This window comes from Actinomadura darangshiensis, from assembly GCF_004349235.1.
Taxonomy (GTDB): Bacteria; Actinomycetota; Actinomycetes; order Streptosporangiales; family Streptosporangiaceae; genus Spirillospora; species Spirillospora darangshiensis.
Genome location: NZ_SMKY01000217.1, coordinates 1 through 15605, shown reverse-complemented (window position 1 = coordinate 15605; position 15605 = coordinate 1). Strand labels below are relative to the sequence as shown.

The window sequence follows — 15605 nt, the reverse complement described above, 5'->3', positions numbered from 1 at the left end:
GCCGAGCGCCATGCCGCCGACAACGCACGCTGCGCCGCTCCAGTTGTAGGAATCCTGCAAAAGCCGGACGCGCGTCCCGGCTCTCCCTCTTGGCTCGGACGGTCCGGCTGAGGTATGGATGGTTGAACAAACGTTCAGGAGGATTTGTGGACTTCGCGCTTCCCGACGAACTGATCCGGCTTCTCGGCGACCTCGACACCTTCGTCGAACGCGAGATCCTGCCGTTGCAGGCGCAGGACGACAACGAGCGCTTCTTCGACCACCGCCGCGAGTACGCGCGCACCGACTTCGAGAACGGCGGGGTGCCGCGCCCCGAGTGGGAGGAGCTGCTCGGCGAGATGTTCCGGCGGGCGGACGCGGCGGGCTGGCTGCGCTACGGGCTGCCCGAGGAGGCCGGCGGCTCCGGCGGGACGAACCTGGACATGGCGGTGATCCGCGAGCATCTCGCGCACCGGGGCCTCGGGCTCCACAACGACCTGCAGAACGAGGCGTCGATCGTCGGCAACTTCCCGTTCGTCCACATGATGCTGGAGTACGGGACGCCGGAGCAGAAGGAGGAGTTCCTGGAGCCGATGCTGGCCCGGGAGAAGCGGATCGGCTTCGGCCTCACCGAGCCCGACCACGGCAGCGACGCGACCTGGATGGAGACCGCGGCCGTCCGCGACGGCGGCGACTGGGTCATCAACGGCGCCAAGCGCTTCAACTCCGGCATGCACTCCGCGACGCACGACGTGGTGTTCGCCCGGACGTCCGGCAAGTCCGGCGACGCACGCGGCATCACCGCCTTCTTCGTGCCCACCGACGCCCCGGGGTTCTCGGTCGACTTCCACTGGTGGACGCTGAACATGCCCACCGACCACGCCGAGGTCACGATCACCGACGTGCGCGTGCCCGACTCGGCGATCTTCGGTGCGGAGGGGGAGGGCCTCGCGGTCGCCCAGACGTTCGTCCACGAGAACCGGATCCGGCAGGCGGCGTCCGGTGTCGGCGCCGGGCAGTACTGCGTCGACCGCAGCGTCGAGTACGCCCGCGAGCGCCTGACGTTCGGGCGGCCGCTGGCCACCCGGCAGGCGATCCAGTGGCCGCTGGTCGAGCTGCAGACCGAGGCGGAGCTGCTGCGCGGCCTCGTCCGCAAGACGGCCTGGGAGCTCGACCGGATCCCGCACTTCCAGCTCAGCGACAAGGTGTCGATGTGCAACTACCGGGCCAACCGGTTCGTGTGCGACGCGGCCGACCGCGCGATGCAGGTGCACGGCGGTCTCGGCTACACCCGGCACACCCCGTTCGAGCACATCTACCGGCACCACCGCCGCTACCGCATCACCGAGGGGTCCGAGGAGATCCAGATGCGGAAGGTCGCCGGCTACCTGTTCGGGTTCGCCGGGCCGAACAAGGCGAACGGCTGAGCCGCGTGGTACCGCGGCCGGCCCAGGGGCCCGGTGAGGAGGGGATTCTGAAGGCCGCGATCGCGGTGATGTCCGAGCAGGGCTACCACGGCACCTCGGTGCGCGACATCGCGGGCCGGGCGGGCCTGAGCCCCGGTGCGCTCTACTACCACTTCGAGTCCAAGCAGGAACTGCTCGCGACGATCATGGAGCGTGGCATCGGGGAGCTGCTGCGGCGGACCCGCGCGGCGCTCGACGCGGCCGGCGACGAACCCGCCGCCCGGCTGCGGGCGATCGTCTCGACCCACGTGCTGTTCCACCTGGAGGACCAGCGGGGGACGATGCTCGGCACGAGCGAGCTGCGGGCCCTGGACGAGCCGGTGCGCACCCGCCATCTGGACGACCGGCACCGGCAGCAGCGACTGTTCGACGACGTCGTGGTGCAGGGCACCGAACGCGGCGTGTTCGCCACGCCGATCCCGCTGGAGGCGTCCCGCGCGGTCGTCGTGATGTGCACCGGCGTGGCCGGCTGGTTCTCGCCGAGGGGACCGCTGACCCGCACCGAGATCGCGCTGCGCTACGAACGGCTGGCACTGGACATGGTCGGAGCCGTCGAGTAGCCGGGGCCCTGACCAGGCGATTTGAGCCGGTTCGGCCGGGTGCGATGAGTTTCGCCGACGGTGCCGGTCTACCCGGGCATGACGACTACGAATGAGCACGCGCACCGGAAGACGGACCCCGAAGCCTCCCGCCGGACACCCCCCGTGATCCGGTTGCTGGTGCTCGCGACGTTCGTGGTCATCCTCAACGAGACGATCATGATCAACGCGATCCCTCGGCTGATGACGGACCTGCGCGTCACCGAGCAGGCGGCGCAGTGGCTGTCGACGGCGTTCATGCTGACCATGGCCGCGGTGATCCCGGTGACCGGGTGGTTCCTGCAGCGGGTCAGCACCCGCCGCGCCTACGCCACCGCGATGGGCGTCTTCCTCGCCGGGACGGCGCTGGCCGCGGTCGCGCCGGCGTTCGAGATCCTGCTGCTCGCGCGGATCGTCCAGGCGACCGGGACGGCGGTGATGATGCCGCTGCTGATGACGACGCTGATGACCGTCGTCCCCGAGCAGGACCGGGGACGCGTGATGGGCACCGTGACCATGGCGATGTCGGTCGCGCCGGCGATGGGCCCGGCCGTGTCGGGGCTGATCCTGCAGCTCGGCTCGTGGCGGTTCCTGTTCGCGGCCGTGCTGCCGATCGCCGCCCTGATCACCTGGCGCGGCCTGGCCCGGCTGGAGAACGTCGGGGAGCCGCAGCTCAGCACCATCGACTGGTTCAGCGTCGGCGCCGCGGCCGTCGGGTTCGGCTCCCTGGTGTACGGGCTGAGCCGGTTCGGCGCGGGCGGCACGGCGGTTCCCGCGATCATCGTCGCGACCGGACTGGCCGCGATCGCGGCCTTCGCGCTCCGCCAGCTCCGGCTGCAGCGCCGCGACGTCCCCCTGCTGGACCTGCGCGTCCTCCGGCACTCCGGGTACGCACTGTCGCTGCTGCTGATGGCGCTCGGGTTCATGGCGATGATGGGCGCGATGATCCTGCTGCCGATCTACCTGCAGAACCTGCGCGGCCTCAGCCCGCTGCAGACCGGCCTGCTGGTGATGCCCGGCGGCCTGGCGATGGGGCTGCTCGGCCCGGTCGTGGGACGGCTCTACGACCGCTTCGGCGCCCGCGTCCTGATCATCCCCGGGGCGCTCGGCATCGTGGCCGCCCTGGCCGGCCTCACCCAGATCTCGATGGCGATGCCGTACTGGCAGGTCCTCGCCCTGCACGTCCTGCTCATGGTCTCGCTGGCCGCGGCGTTCACCCCGGTGTTCACCCTCGGCCTCGGCGCCCTGCCGGCCCACCTGTACTCCCACGGCAGCTCGATGCTGGGCACCCTCCAGCAGGTCGCGGCGGCCTTCGGCACCGCGCTGGTGGTGACCGTGATGGCGAGCCGCGCCGAAAGCCGCGTCGCCGGCGGCGCCGGGCAGGCCATGGCCCAGCTGGACGGCATGCGGCTGGCGTTCGTCATCGCCGCGGCGCTCGCCGTCGTGATGGTCGCGGCCGCCTTCCTGCTGCCGAAGCAGACGAACCCCGCCGAGGAGCCCGAGACCGCCTCGGCGGACATCGACCTGGAAGACCTGGAACTGACCCTCGAACCCGCCTGCTAGCCGGACTCGCCCCCTGAAGCCGGGACCCATCCCGATGGGCCCCGGCTTCAGTCATGGACGGGAAAGTTGCTGCGGAAGACGTTGTGAGGGTCGTGGTCGTCCTTGATGCGGCGCAGGCGGTCCAGCGTGGCGGGGGAGAAGGCGTCCGCCGCGCTCTCGGCGGGGTTGAGGAAGGTGAAGGGCTTGCGGCCGCTCACCGGGACCGAGCCGGCGAGCGCGCACTGCCTGGCGGCGATCGCCTCGGCCGTCGCCGGATCGGCCGGGACGCCGAACATGTAGAGCGCGTAGGGCTCGGGAAGAGGCCCGTGCGGCGAGTCGGACGGCTTGGTGAACGCGCCGCCCAGGTGCCGGAGCTGGACGCTCAGCAGCGGCGCGATCGGGTCGGCCGGCAGGGACTTGGCCGCCGCGTCGTCCAGGACGGTCAGCAGTTCGGCGCGCGAGGAGCCGGCGCCCGGGTCGGTCGGTTCCGCGGTGATGCCGCCGAGTTCGGCGGCCGTCATGGTCCGCCTGCTGTCGGAGAGGGGACGCGGGAGGCCGTCCAGAGGGCGCAGAAGGTCACGTGCGCCGTGCTCGTCGCCGAGGTAGGCGGCGTCCACGGCGACCATGGGGTCGGAACCGGGGAAGTGCAGCAGGTCGAGCCAGACGGTGAGCGCGTCGGGGGCGCCGGCGGTGATCAGCCGGTAGGCGTCCATCACCTGGGCGGTGTGCCGGGCGGGCCACAGCATCCGGCCGCCGTACAGGTGCGGTGCCGGGTGCAGGGCCAGTTCGAGCGAGGTCACCACCGCGAAGTCGCCGCCGCCGCCGCGCAGCGCCCAGAACAGGCCGGGGTCGGTGCCGGCGTCGATGTGCCTCCGCCGGCCGTCGGCGTCGACGATGTCCATGGCGGTGACGCTGTCGGCGACCCAGCCGTGGGCGCGTCCGAACCAGCTCAGCCCGCCGCCGAGGGCGACGCCGGTGACGCTGACGACGGGCGAGCTGCCGGGCAGGCCGGTCAGGCCGTGCGGTGCGGCGGCGGCCTGCAGGCGTCCGGACGGGACGCCCGCGCCGACGCGGGCCCGGCGGGCGGCGGGGTCGATCTCCACCGCGTCCAGCCGCCGGGTGCGCAGCAGTACGGTGCCGCCGGTGCGTCCGGTGGCGCCGTGCCCGCTGGGCTGGGTCGCGATGCTCAGCCCGGCGGAGCGGGCGTGCCGGACGAGCGCGGCGACGTCATCGGCGTCGGCGGCCTCGACGACCGCCGCCACCGGCTGGTCGACCGCCAGGTTCCAGGGACGGCGGGCCTCCTCGAAACCGGCGTCGCCGGGCAGCGTGACCCGGCCGCGGACGGCGGACCGCAGAGTGTTCAGCGTGTTCATGATTCGACGCTACGAGGAGAAAAGACCCTGGGTAGGGTGCAATCTTGTGGCAGGAGAATGGGTCAATTCGGCCGAGCGGATCGGCGCCGACCTGCACCTGGAGCTGACCGGCAAGGGCGGACGCAGGGCCGCCCTGACGCATGCGCTGCGGGAGGCGGTCCGGTCCGGGCGGCTGGCGCCGGGCGTCAGGCTGCCGCCCTACCGGTCGCTGGCCGCCGACCTCGGCCTGGCCCGCAACACCGTCGCCGACGCCTACGCCGAACTCGTCGCCGAGGGCTGGCTGACCGCGCGCCAGGGCTCCGGCACCCGGGTGGCCGGCCGCGTGGAGCCGTCCCGGCCGCGCGGGTCTTCGCGGCCCGGTCGCGTCCGGGCATCCCGTCCGGTGCACGACCTCCGGCAGGGGCAGCCGGACGCCGCGTCCTTCCCGCGCGCCGCCTGGCTGGCGTCGGCGCGCCGGGCGGTCACCGCCGCGCCCAACGAGGCGTTCGGCCCCGCGGATCCGCGCGGAAGACCCGAACTGCGCCGCGCCCTCGCCGAGTACCTGGCCCGCACGCGCGGCGTCCGGACCGACCCCGGCCACATCGTCGTCTGCTCCGGGTTCGCGCATGCGCTGCGGTTGCTGTTCGGCGGCCGGGTCCTGCGCGGCCCGCTCGCCGTGGAGGGCTACGGTCTGGCGTTCCACCGGGGGCTGCTGTCGGCGGCCGGCGTCCGCGCCCGCCCGCTCACGGTGGACGGCGACGGCGCCCGCGTCGACGAGCTGACCGGCGCCGAGCGCGCGGTGCTCCTGACACCGGCCCACCAGTTCCCGACGGGTGGCCCCCTGCACGCGCACCGCCGGATGTCCGCCGCCGACTGGGCGCGCTCATCGGACGGGGTCGTCCTCGAAGACGACTACGACGGCGAGTTCCGCTACGACCGCCGGCCGATCGGTGCGCTGCAGGGCCTGGCCCCCGACCGGGTGGTCTACGTCGGTTCGGTCAGCAAGAGCCTGTCCCCGGCCATCCGGCTCGGCTGGATGGTCCTGCCCGGCCATCTCGTGGACGACGTCCTGGCCGCCAAGGGCGAGCGCGAGGCGTGGGCCGGCGTGCTGGACCAGCTGACCCTCGCCGACTTCATCGCCTCCGGCTCCTACGACCGCCACGTCCGCCGCATGCGGCAGCGCTACCGTGCCCGCCGCGACCGCTTCGTCACCGCCTTGGCGGAACATGCCCCGCACGTCCACGTGACGGGGATCGCGGCCGGGCTGCACGCCGTCCTGCGCCTGCCGCCCGGCACCGAGGCGCCCACCGTGGCCGCCGCGGCCCGCGCCGGCATCGCCCTGGACGGTCTGTCGGTCTTCCGCCACCCCGACGCGCCTTTCCCGCCCGAAGACGGGCTGGTCGTCGGCTATGCGGCCCCGCCGGACCACGCCGTCGAGACCGCCCTGAACGCGCTCCTGCGAATCCTGACGGTCTGACCGCGGTGTTCAGGGCGAACGGCCCCCACCGCGGGCACGTGTGTGTCCGCGGTGGGGGGCGTGCGGTCAGAAGGTGAAGCAGTCGTCGTAGCGGATGGGCTTGCTGAAGGTCGCGGGGACGCGGCCGCCCGCGTTCTGGCTGACCTGGGCCGCCTCGGTCGCGTGCGGGGTGGTGCTCTGGCAGGACGTCGGCGAGCTGTGGCCCGACATCAGGTAGTCGCAGCGTCCGTTGCGGTTGTCGGGCAGGCCGAGGGTGTGGCCGAGCTCGTGCGCGGCGATCCTCGGCGGGTAGAAGCCGTCGTTGACCGCTTCGCGCCCCATGTAGATGGTGCCCTGGCCGAAGCCGTAGGAGATGGTGCGCGGCCAGCCGTCGTCGGCGTACACCTTGATGGTGGCCTGCCCGCCGGTCGCGGGCTTGAGCTCGATCTCCGGCACGGCCTGGTTCCAGGCGGCGGCGCCTTCATCGACGGCCGCCTTGAACTCCTGGGCGCCGCTGGCGTCGTAGTAGATGGTGCGGGCCGCGACGGGGGCCGCCGACGCCGGCTCGGCGCCCAGCGCGGGCACCAGGAAGCTCAGGCCGAGGGTGACGGCCAGCGCCGCCGTGATCTTGCGGAACATACGGAACTCCTCCTGCGGGGTGGGGGATGGGGAGTCAGCCGCCGATCTGCTGGTCGATCCAGGAACGGTACGGCGCGATGCCGGTGTAGAGGGTGGTGGTCGCGCACTCGCCCCGGTTGTCGCCGGGGCCGTGGGTCTCGCCGACGAGGGTCCAGTCGCCGCGGGTGCCGACGACGGCCGGTCCGCCGGAGTCGCCGTGGCAGGCCGAGTGCGACCGGTCGCCGGAGACGCAGACGTCGTTCGCGGTGCCGCCGCCGGGCGCGCACTGGCCGCTGGGCAGGATGGTCAGGTCGATTTCCTGGAGGGTGGCGGGCGTACTGCAGGACGGCCAGCTCGTGCAGCCCCAGCCGAGCAGCCGCACGGGGGTGTTCGCGGCGGGGTTGGACTGCGCCATCTGCACCGGGGCCGACTGCGCGGGAGCTGACAGGTGCATCAGCGTGAGGTCGGTCCCCGGACGGGTGATCCGCCGGTCGATCTGGCGGACCTCGCCGCCGGAGTTCTTGTCGGTCGACCCGATCCGGCCCTGGTAGGCCGAGCCGCAGTGGTTCGCCGTGACGATCCACTGGGACGCGACCAGGCTGCCACCGCAGCCGTTGCTCAGCGACACCATCCAAGAATACGTTTCGGTGGCGTTGTGGCCGCCGATGATGGGGCGGCCTCCTCCACCGGATGATCCGGACGCGTGCGCGGCGGTCGTGCCGCACATCGCGAGCGCGAGCGCGAGCGCGAGCGCGATCAGCGCCGCCGGCCTCATTGTGCGCATGACGGTCTCTCCAATCGGCGGTCCTTGCCGCATTTTCGCGGCGGTGGGAGCGGAATTCCTTTTTGCAAGGACGTCCTGTAGCATGCGGACCGCATCACAATTACGGGAGAGTAGTTGAGAAGAACACCGCCTCCTACTCGCTGAAAAGCAATAGATGTTCAATGTGAATTTCGAGGAGCGCAGAAAAGGCGCTCTCCCGGGGCCCGGCCTGCGCCGTCGTTAGAGCCGGACGTGGCGGGGTAGCCGTAGCGGGATGGCCGGGGGAGCCGGCGACTCATTCGACAGGGGGGCGAAATGACCACGCCTGAGGAGAACGTGCCGAAGACCGAGGACACCGATCTGAGGCCGGGCGGCGACCCGGCCCGGGAATCGGAGTCGCGGCCCGGCGAGCGCACCGAACTGGGTGCCGAGCTTGAGGACAAGATGTCGGAGAAGGGGCTTTCGCGCGACGACTTCGCCGAGTCCTGAGCGAGCCGCGCACCCGGCCTAGGGGCGCTGCCGCGTGCGCTTGCGGGCGCGGGGGACCGGGACGGGCGCGGTTCCGGGCACGATCGTGTTGGAGACCGTGCCGATGCCTTCGACGGTGAGCGTGACGGTGTCGCCCGGCTTCAGCGGCGGCGGGTTCCGCTCGCCGGCGCGTCCCCACAGTTCGGCGAGGCAGCCGCCGTTGCCGCAGGTGCCCGAGCCGAGCACGTCGCCGGGACGCAGCCGGGCGCCGCGCGAGGCGTGCGCGACCAGGTCCTCGAACGGCCAGCCCATGTTCGACAGCAGGTCCCGTCCGACGGTCTGGCCGTTGACCTCGGCGGTCAGGCCCAGCCGCAGGAAGCCGTCGGCGTCGCGGTGCGGCTCCAGTTCGTCGGCGGTGACCAGCCACGGGCCGAGGGTGGTGGCGAAGTCCTTGCCCTTGCAGGGGCCGAGGCCGACCTGCATCTCGCGGGACTGCAGGTCCCGCGCGGACCAGTCGTTGAAGATCGTGTAGCCGAAGATGTGGCCGCGGGCCCGCTCCGGGGCGAGGTCGGAGCCCGGCCGCCCGATGACGGCCGCGACCTCCAGTTCGAAGTCGAGGGCCCGGCAGCCGGGCGGAAGCGGTACGTCGTCATGGGCGCCGACCATGGCGTGCGGGTTGGAGAAGTAGAAGGCCGGCGCGTCGTACCAGGCGTCCGGGACGCCGGACTCGCCGCTCACGCTCCGCCGGACGCCCTCGACATGCTCCTCGAACGCCACGAAGTCCCGGACGGACGGCGGCTCGATCGGCGGGAGCAGCCGGATCTCCGCGAGCGGGACGGGCGGCCCCGTCTCGGGCAGGGCGCCGGTCCGGACGACGTCGAGCAGGTCGGTGCCGTCCGGGAACGGCCGGACCGCGCCGTCCGCGACGGTGCCGCAGCGGCGGACGTCCCGGTGCAGGTAGGTGGCGAGTCGCATGGAGCCTCCTGGATCAGACGGGCGGGGCGACGAAGACGCCGCGGTCCGGGTCGTTGAAGGACTCCTTGGCGACGAGTTCGTTCATCGGGTTGGCGGTGCCCCACTGGTCGGTGACGTCCGGGTCGGAGAAGTCGTACAGGTGCGGGTGCCAGGCGTCCTCGTCCAGGGTCTCCAGCTCGGTGGTGTACTCGACCGTGTTGCCGTGCGGATCCAGGAAGTAGGAGAAGGTGTTGTCACCCGCCTTGTGCCGCCCAGGGCCCCAGACCATCCGGACGCCCGCGCGCAGCAGCCTCCCGGTGCCGAACATGTACTCGTCCAGGCCGCGCATCTCGAACGACACGTGGTGCAGGGACGTGTGCGGGCCCTTCGCGATCGCCAGGCTGTGGTGCTGCGGGTTGCAGCGCATGAAGTGCATGACCTTCCCCATGTGCGGGGACGTCAGTGTGTCGCTGAGCGCGAAGCCGAGGTGGGTCTCGTACCAGGCGCGGGTCGCGTCCAGGTCGGGGGCGTTCAGCACGACGTGCGAGAGCCGGACCGGGACGGCCTCGCGCTCCTCCAGCCTGCGGTGCCGCCGGACGGCGACGTCCGCCGACACCTCGACCGTCCGGCCGTCGATGTCGAAGAAGCGGAACCCGTAGCCGCCGCCGGGCGTGACCAGCTTCCCGGGGCCGGCGACGATCCGCACGCCGGACGTGCCGAGCCGGGCGGCGAGCGCGTCCACGTCGGCGGGGGAGGCGGCGCCGAAGGAGACGAGGTCGAGACGCTTCTCGTCCGCCTTCCGTAGCCGGACGATGTACTGCTCCGGCGAGCCCTCGGCCGCGAGGAACGAGATGCCCGTGTCGCCCGCGACCTCGGTAAGGCCCCAGACGCCGGCGTAGAAATCGCGTTGCCGGTCGTAGTCGGGGACGGCGAGGTCCACGTGGCGCAGATGGGTGATGAGCCGGTCGGTCATGGGGACTCCTTGAGGTCGAAGAGGGCGACGGCGTTGCCGCCGCGCACCGCGTCCAGCTCGCCGCCGGGCGGCAGGGCGGCGCGGAGCCGGTCGAGCGGGTCGTCCACGCCCATGTCGAAGGGGTGGTCGGAGCCGAGGACGACCCGGGACGCGCCCGCGGCGCCGATCAGCGCGCGCAGCGCCGCCGGCTCGTAGACCAGCGAGTCGAACCAGATCCGCCGCAGGTAGGCGCTGGGCGGCTCGGCGCACGTCCGCGCCTCCGGCCGCACCCGCCAGCCGTGGTCGGCGCGGCCGGCGCAGGTGGGCAGGTAGCCGCCGCCGTGCGCCGCGACGATCTTCAGGCCGGGATGCCGGTCCAGCACGCCGGAGAAGATCAGGTGGGAGAGCGCGACGGCGTTCTCGGCGGGCTGGCCGACGATGTTGGACAGGTAGAACCGGTCGAGCCGCTCGTCCAGCGTGCAGCCGAACGGGTGCAGGAACACCACCGCGCCGGACTCGGCGGCCCGCGCCCACAGCGGTTCCAGCGCCGGGTCCGACAGCTCGCGGCCGGGCGCGTGGGAGGAGATCTCGACGCCCTTCAGTCCGAGCCGCAGCGCGTGGTCGAGCGCCTCGACGGCCAGGTCCGGGTGCTGGAGCGGGACGAGCCCGAGCCCGTGCAACCTGCCGGGAGCCTGCGCGCAGTGCGCGGCGGTGGCCTCGTTCGCCATCTGGGACACGGTGCGGGCGAGGTCGCGTGCCGCCCAGTAGTGGTAATGGGACGGCGACGGGCTGACGATCTGCACGTCCACGCCGGCGGCGTCCATGTCGGCGAGGCGCGCCTCGACCCGGGTCAGCCGCTCGAATCGCTCGCCGATCATCTTGCCGCCGGCCCGCAGCGACGCGGGCCCGTTGCGGCGGGCGTCCAGGTCCTTGTGCTCGGCGTGCCCGGGTGCCCCGGCGACGGTCTCCTCGATCTGCGGCAGCAGGACGTGCGCGTGCACGTCGACGGTCGGGATGCTCATGGCCGCTCCGCCACCATCGCGGCGATCCGTCCCATCAAGGCGGGAACGTCGGTGTCCGGTGCGGGGGCGAGCTGCCATCGCGCCAGCTGTACCGACGCCTCGACGACCGCCTTCGCGCGCCCGTACCGCCGGTCCATGAACGCGTCGAACAGCCCCTGGTCGAGCCGGTCGGCGGCCAGCAGCAGCTCGGCGAGGACGGCCGCGTCCTCCAGGCACTGCGCGGCGCCCTGCGCGAGGGTCGGCGGGCAGGCGTGGGCGGCGTCCCCGATCAGGACGGCCCGGCCCCGGTTCCACGGCCGGTCCACCAGCAGCGACTCGAACCAGGTGTAGTTGATGCGGCCGGGGTCGGTGATGTCGGCGCGGATCTCGTCCCAGGCGCCGCCGTAGCCTTCGGCGAGCGCCCGCATGTGGGCCGGCTTGTCGGCGTCCGCGATCGACTCGCGGGGACGGGCCTTCTCCACGAGGTAGGCGTACATGGTGCCGGCGCCGGTCGGGCAGTACCCGGCGATGAAGCACGGCCCGCCATAGACGAGGTCGGTGCGTTCGACGTCCTCGGGACGGCGCGTGTGGATCCGCCAGATGCCCATCCCGGTCGGCTCCGGGGACACCTCGATGCCCATCAGCCCGCGAACCGCGGAGCGGATGCCGTCGGCGCCCACGACGAGGTCGTAGGTGCCGGCGGCGCCGTCGGAGAAGCGCACACCGACCCGGTCGCCTTCGTCCCTGATCGCGTCGGCCGTGCGGCCGAACCGGGTGGCGGCGCCCGCGTCCCGCACCGCGTCCGCGAGGACGGCGGCCAGCTCGGGACGGTTCACGCCGAGCGTCGCGGGCAGGTCCGATCCGCCGGTGCGGGCGTCGGGGATCTCCGCGAGCAGCCTTCCGTCCGGCGCCCGCAGGCCGAGTGTGTCGAAGGCGTACCCGGACGCGCTGACCCGCTCCCACACGCCGAGGTCGCGCAGCACCCGCAGCGCGTTGCCCTGCAGCGTGACCCCGGAGCCGAGCGCGGTGACGCCCGGCTCGATCTCGGCGATGTCCACCGCGACACCGCCCCGCGCCAGCAGGATCGCCAGGGCCGAACCGGCCGTGCCGCCGCCGACGATGAGAACGTTCCCTACAGCTGCCATGCCGGCCTCACTTCACCGCGATGGGGTTGACGGGGGCGCCGACCGCGCCGGTCACCGGGATCGGACCGGCGGTCAGCCAGAACTCGTGCACGCCGTCGGCCGCGCAGTGGGCGGCCAGGGCGTCCAGGTCCCACAGCTCGCCGACCAGCAGGCCCATGTTCGGGATCACGACCTGGTGCAGCGGCTGGAACGCGTCGTCGAACTCGTTGGGCCGCACCTCGAAACCCCACGTGTCGGTCGCGATCGCGGCGATCTCGGTGCGGTGCAGCCACCCGGCCGCGGTGAACGACAGGCCGGGCGCCGGGCCGCCCGCGTAGTCGCCCCAGCCGTCGCGGCGGGCGCGGGCGAGCTGCCCGGTGCGGACGCACACGATGTCGCCGCGCCCGACCGCGACACCGTGGGCGTCGATGGCCGCGCGCAGATGCTCCTCGGTGATCGCGAAGCCGTCGGGGAGTTCGCCGTCCTCGCCGCGGACCCGTCCCACGTCCAGCAGGACGCCCCGCCCCGCGACCGGGCCCGCCATGTGCTCGATGCCCGTCACGAGGTCGCCCTCGGACGTGACGACCCGCTCCGCCGGACGCCCGTTCCACGCCTTGCCGCGGTCGAAGATGTGGCCCAGGCCGTCCCACTGCGTGGAGCACTGCAGCGGCATCGCGATCACGTCGTCCGCGCCGCTGAAGCCGTGCGGGAAGCCCTGGATGCCGAGCGCGGCGTCCGTTCCGGTGTCCAGCATGGTGTGGACGGGGTTGGTGCGGCGCCGCCAGCCCTTCTGCGGCCCGTCGATGCCGAACCGCTGCGACAGCGAGAAGGAGACGCCCTGCCGGACCAGCGCCGCGCCCTCGCGCCGCTTGGCCTCGTCGATGAAGTTCACGGTGCCGAGGACGTCGCCATCGCCCCAGCGTCCCCAGTTGGAGTACTTCGCGGCGGCCGCGGCGATGGCGCCCTCGGGGTCGGTGCGGTCCAGCGTCATGACGCCCTGCCTTCCTGAGACTCCGCGACGCATCGGTTGTGCTGGACACCGAGCCGGGCGATGGAGCCCTCCATGACGTCGCCGGGACGCAGCAGCCGTCCCCAGTGCATCCCGTTGCCGGCCGGGCTCCCGGTCAGGATCAGGTCGCCGGGCTTCAGCGGGACGGTCTGCGACGCGTACGCCACCAGCCGCGCCGCGTCGAAGATCATGTCCTTGGTGCTCTCGTCCTGCCTGGTCTCGCCGTTGAGCCGCAGCGTGACCCGCAGGTCGCCGGGGTCGCCGACGAACGCCGACGGCACCAGGTAGGGGCCGAGCGGCGTGAACGTGGGCGCGTTCTTGGCGCGCAGCCAGTCCGTGCCGATCTCGGGCATGTCCCGCCGGAACACCGCGTCCCGCGCCGTCAGGTCGTTGGCGATCGTGTAGGCGGCGACGTGCTCCAGCGCCCGCCGCTCCGGCACCCGGAACGCCGGACGGCCGATCACCGCGGCCAGCTCCAGCTCCCAGTCGGGCTTGGCGCACCACTCCGGGAGGACGACGTCGTCGTACGGGCCGGTCACCGCCGACGGAAGCCCGATGAACAGGTACGGCCGGTCCTCGGCGGCGCGCCGGTCCATCATCGCCGCCGTCTCCGCGCGGACCTGCTCGGCGGGCCGTCCGCCCTCCGGTTCGTGCGCCACCGCCAGGTCGATGACGTGGGTCCGGTAGTTGGCGCCCGACTGCAGGATCTGCCGCGGCTCGACCGGTGCGTGCACGGTCAGCGCGTCCAGCGGTAGCCGTGGGGCGCCGGACGCGGCGGCGGCGTGCAGGAGGGGCATGACGTCGTCCCAGCGCTCCAGCAGTGCCCGGGTCGTGCGGTCGCCGTCCTGCGCCCACAGGTCCGGGACGGTGCGCAGGTCCAGCACCTTCCGGCCGGTGACGAGACCGGCGAACCGGGAGCCGTCTCCGCCGGAGAACGTGCCGACGGCGAACGGCCCGGCCGGTTGCGCGTGTGCTTCCACGAGGCTTCCTCTCGGTGTGTGCCTTAACCTTGGGACACCCGGCGCTGATCTGGGAAATAGATCTCTCGGATGGCGTCCATCGACCACGTGGATAGTGACCGTGAACCTGGCAAGCCTCGACCTGAACCTGCTCGTCGCGCTGCGCGCCCTGCTCGAAGAGCGCAACGTGACCCGCGCCGGGCAGCGGATCGGCCTCAGCCAGCCCGCCACGAGCGCCGCGCTCGCCCGGCTGCGCCGCCACTTCGCCGACGACCTGCTGGTGCGGACCGGCAACGTCTACGAGCTCACCCCGCTCGGCAACGCCCTGCTGGTGCCGTCCGCGACGGCCTGCGGCCTGCTGGAACGGCTGTTCACCAGCCGCGCCGAGTTCGACCCCGGCACCGAGCGGCGCGAGTTCACGATCATCGCCTCCGACTACGCCGTCGCCGTGTTCGGCGCCGCGCTCGCCCGCGCGCTGCACGCCGCCGCGCCCGCGTCCCGGCTGGTGTTCCAGCAGGTCGGCCCCGAGATCGTCGACAACACCGACGCGGCTCTGAGCGCCGTGGACGGGCTGCTCATGCCGCACGGGATCGTCAGCGGGTTCCCGGCCGTCGAGCTGTACCGCGACGAGTGGGCCTGCGTGGTCGCCGACGACCACCCCGAGGTCGGCGACCGGCTCACCATGGACGACCTGGCCCGCCTGCCGTGGGTGGTCTACCAGCGTCCCTACGACGCGCCCGCCGCCCGGCAGCTCAGCATGCTCGGGCTCGAACCGCGCGTCGAGGTGTCGGTGCAGAGTTTCCAGCTGCTGCCCGGCCTGGTCGCCGGCACCCGCCGCGTCGCCCTCATCCAGCGCCGCCTCGCCCGGCTGCTCGCCCCGACCGCGGCGGTGCGCATCCTGCCGTGCCCGTTCGAGGCGGTTCCGGTCAGCGAGGCGCTGTGGTGGCACCCCGTCCACACCCAGGACGCCGCCCATATCTGGCTCCGCGAGACCGCCGCCCGCGTCGCCGCCGGCCTCGGCGGTTGAGCGACCACCGCGGGCGCTGTTAACTTCACCCGGTGGACGACAGGGGTGCACAGGCGGAGGCGATCGCGGAATTCGCCGCGGCTCTGCGGGAATTGCGCAACTCGGTCGGCAACCCGCCTTTTCGGGAGTTGTCCGGTCGGTCGGGCGCGATCTCGCATACGACTCTTCACGAGGCGACCAAAGGCAACAGGCTCCCGAGCTGGGGGACCACCGCCGAGTTCGTCAAGGCGTGCGGCGCCGACCCGGCCGCGTACCGCGAACGGTGGGAGAAGGCGAACGCGGCGCCCCGGCCGGCCGCCGAGCCGTCCGAGCCCGTACCGCCGCCCGACGAGATCGCGGCCGGCGACCGTCCGGCCC

16 protein-coding genes are annotated in these 15605 nt (G+C 72.9%); 7 read left to right on the top strand and 9 right to left on the bottom strand.

All coding sequences use genetic code 11. The features are described 5' to 3' along the window. The first annotated feature begins 146 nt into the window (after window positions 1-146). The 3 genes from E1293_RS33640 (at window position 147) to E1293_RS33630 (ending at window position 3586) form a co-directional block, all read left to right on the top strand. Window positions 147-1406, top strand: a complete 1260-nt coding sequence (locus E1293_RS33640; protein WP_132201836.1) for an acyl-CoA dehydrogenase family protein — start codon at window positions 147-149, stop codon at window positions 1404-1406. 5 nt (window positions 1407-1411) lie between these two features. Further along, window positions 1412-2005: a TetR/AcrR family transcriptional regulator gene (locus E1293_RS33635; protein WP_132201834.1), complete on the top strand. Its 594-nt coding sequence runs from the start codon at window positions 1412-1414 to the stop codon at window positions 2003-2005. 144 nt (window positions 2006-2149) lie between these two features. Then, the gene (locus tag E1293_RS33630) at window positions 2150-3586 is read left to right on the top strand and encodes an MDR family MFS transporter (RefSeq protein WP_207939242.1); all 1437 of its coding nucleotides are present in this window, start codon (window positions 2150-2152) and stop codon (window positions 3584-3586) included. A 47-nt stretch (window positions 3587-3633) separates the two neighbouring features. Here E1293_RS33630 and E1293_RS33625 read toward each other — a convergent pair whose 3' ends face one another. Continuing rightward, window positions 3634-4938, bottom strand: coding sequence for an FAD-binding oxidoreductase (locus E1293_RS33625; protein WP_132201830.1), 1305 nt, complete (start codon window positions 4936-4938; stop codon window positions 3634-3636). Window positions 4939-4984: 46 nt separating this feature from the next. Between E1293_RS33625 and pdxR the strand changes: the two genes are divergently transcribed. Then, complete coding sequence (gene pdxR / locus E1293_RS33620; RefSeq protein ID WP_132201828.1) at window positions 4985-6394, top strand: MocR-like pyridoxine biosynthesis transcription factor PdxR; 1410 nt, start codon at window positions 4985-4987, stop codon at window positions 6392-6394. Between the two features lie 66 nt (window positions 6395-6460). Here pdxR and E1293_RS33615 read toward each other — a convergent pair whose 3' ends face one another. Next, a complete protein-coding gene (locus E1293_RS33615; protein WP_132201826.1) occupies window positions 6461-7012 on the bottom strand; it encodes a snapalysin family zinc-dependent metalloprotease in 552 nt (183 codons plus the stop codon). Between the two features lie 34 nt (window positions 7013-7046). After that, on the bottom strand, window positions 7047-7775 hold the full coding sequence (locus E1293_RS33610) for a S1 family peptidase (RefSeq protein ID WP_207939241.1): 729 nt from the start codon (window positions 7773-7775) through the stop codon (window positions 7047-7049). A 294-nt stretch (window positions 7776-8069) separates the two neighbouring features. On the opposite strand from E1293_RS33610, the gene E1293_RS47885 reads away from it, so the two are divergent. After that, window positions 8070-8243 (top strand): hypothetical protein, encoded by a 174-nt coding sequence (locus E1293_RS47885; protein WP_165978514.1) that lies wholly within the window; start codon window positions 8070-8072, stop codon window positions 8241-8243. Between the two features lie 18 nt (window positions 8244-8261). On the opposite strand, the gene E1293_RS33605 is transcribed toward E1293_RS47885, so the two are convergent. From E1293_RS33605 to E1293_RS33580, 6 genes are read right to left on the bottom strand one after another with little or no spacing between them, the layout of a single operon-like run. Continuing rightward, window positions 8262-9197 carry a fumarylacetoacetate hydrolase family protein gene (locus E1293_RS33605; protein ID WP_132201823.1) on the bottom strand — a complete coding sequence of 312 codons (936 nt, stop codon included), beginning with the start codon at window positions 9195-9197 and terminating at the stop codon, window positions 8262-8264. A 13-nt stretch (window positions 9198-9210) separates the two neighbouring features. Continuing rightward, on the bottom strand, window positions 9211-10149 hold the full coding sequence (locus tag E1293_RS33600; protein WP_132201821.1) for a VOC family protein: 939 nt from the start codon (window positions 10147-10149) through the stop codon (window positions 9211-9213). Beyond that, window positions 10146-11150, bottom strand: coding sequence for an amidohydrolase family protein (locus E1293_RS33595; protein WP_132201819.1), 1005 nt, complete (start codon window positions 11148-11150; stop codon window positions 10146-10148). Before E1293_RS33595 ends, E1293_RS33600 begins: the two co-directional genes overlap by 4 nt. Further along, the gene (locus tag E1293_RS33590; protein WP_132201817.1) at window positions 11147-12274 is read right to left on the bottom strand and encodes an FAD-dependent monooxygenase; all 1128 of its coding nucleotides are present in this window, start codon (window positions 12272-12274) and stop codon (window positions 11147-11149) included. The genes E1293_RS33595 and E1293_RS33590 overlap by 4 nt, the downstream gene beginning before the upstream one ends. Before the next feature lie 7 nt (window positions 12275-12281). Continuing rightward, a complete protein-coding gene (locus E1293_RS33585) occupies window positions 12282-13244 on the bottom strand; it encodes a cyclase family protein (protein WP_132201815.1) in 963 nt (320 codons plus the stop codon). Beyond that, the gene (locus tag E1293_RS33580; RefSeq protein ID WP_132201813.1) at window positions 13241-14242 is read right to left on the bottom strand and encodes a fumarylacetoacetate hydrolase family protein; all 1002 of its coding nucleotides are present in this window, start codon (window positions 14240-14242) and stop codon (window positions 13241-13243) included. Before E1293_RS33580 ends, E1293_RS33585 begins: the two co-directional genes overlap by 4 nt. Window positions 14243-14342: 100 nt before the next feature. Here E1293_RS33580 and E1293_RS33575 point away from each other — a divergent pair, with 100 nt between their 5' ends. Further along, the gene (locus E1293_RS33575) at window positions 14343-15248 is read left to right on the top strand and encodes a LysR family transcriptional regulator (RefSeq protein WP_132201811.1); all 906 of its coding nucleotides are present in this window, start codon (window positions 14343-14345) and stop codon (window positions 15246-15248) included. A 32-nt stretch (window positions 15249-15280) separates the two neighbouring features. Further along, the coding region (locus E1293_RS33570; protein WP_481726107.1) for a helix-turn-helix domain-containing protein at window positions 15281-15605 on the top strand (325 nt) is incomplete at its 3' end.

What these genes read in the sequence shown, in the direction of transcription:
- E1293_RS33625 (WP_132201830.1), bottom strand. Translation starts at nt 4,938, where the DNA reads ATGAACACGCTGAACACTCTGCGGTCCGCCGTCCGCGGCCGGGTCACG.
- E1293_RS33615 (WP_132201826.1), bottom strand. Translation starts at nt 7,012, where the DNA reads ATGTTCCGCAAGATCACGGCGGCGCTGGCCGTCACCCTCGGCCTGAGC.
- E1293_RS33610 (WP_207939241.1), bottom strand. Translation starts at nt 7,775, where the DNA reads ATGCGCACAATGAGGCCGGCGGCGCTGATCGCGCTCGCGCTCGCGCTC.
- E1293_RS47885 (WP_165978514.1), top strand. Translation starts at nt 8,070, where the DNA reads ATGACCACGCCTGAGGAGAACGTGCCGAAGACCGAGGACACCGATCTG.
- E1293_RS33605 (WP_132201823.1), bottom strand. Translation starts at nt 9,197, where the DNA reads ATGCGACTCGCCACCTACCTGCACCGGGACGTCCGCCGCTGCGGCACC.
- E1293_RS33600 (WP_132201821.1), bottom strand. Translation starts at nt 10,149, where the DNA reads ATGACCGACCGGCTCATCACCCATCTGCGCCACGTGGACCTCGCCGTC.
- E1293_RS33595 (WP_132201819.1), bottom strand. Translation starts at nt 11,150, where the DNA reads ATGAGCATCCCGACCGTCGACGTGCACGCGCACGTCCTGCTGCCGCAG.
- E1293_RS33590 (WP_132201817.1), bottom strand. Translation starts at nt 12,274, where the DNA reads ATGGCAGCTGTAGGGAACGTTCTCATCGTCGGCGGCGGCACGGCCGGT.
- E1293_RS33585 (WP_132201815.1), bottom strand. Translation starts at nt 13,244, where the DNA reads ATGACGCTGGACCGCACCGACCCCGAGGGCGCCATCGCCGCGGCCGCC.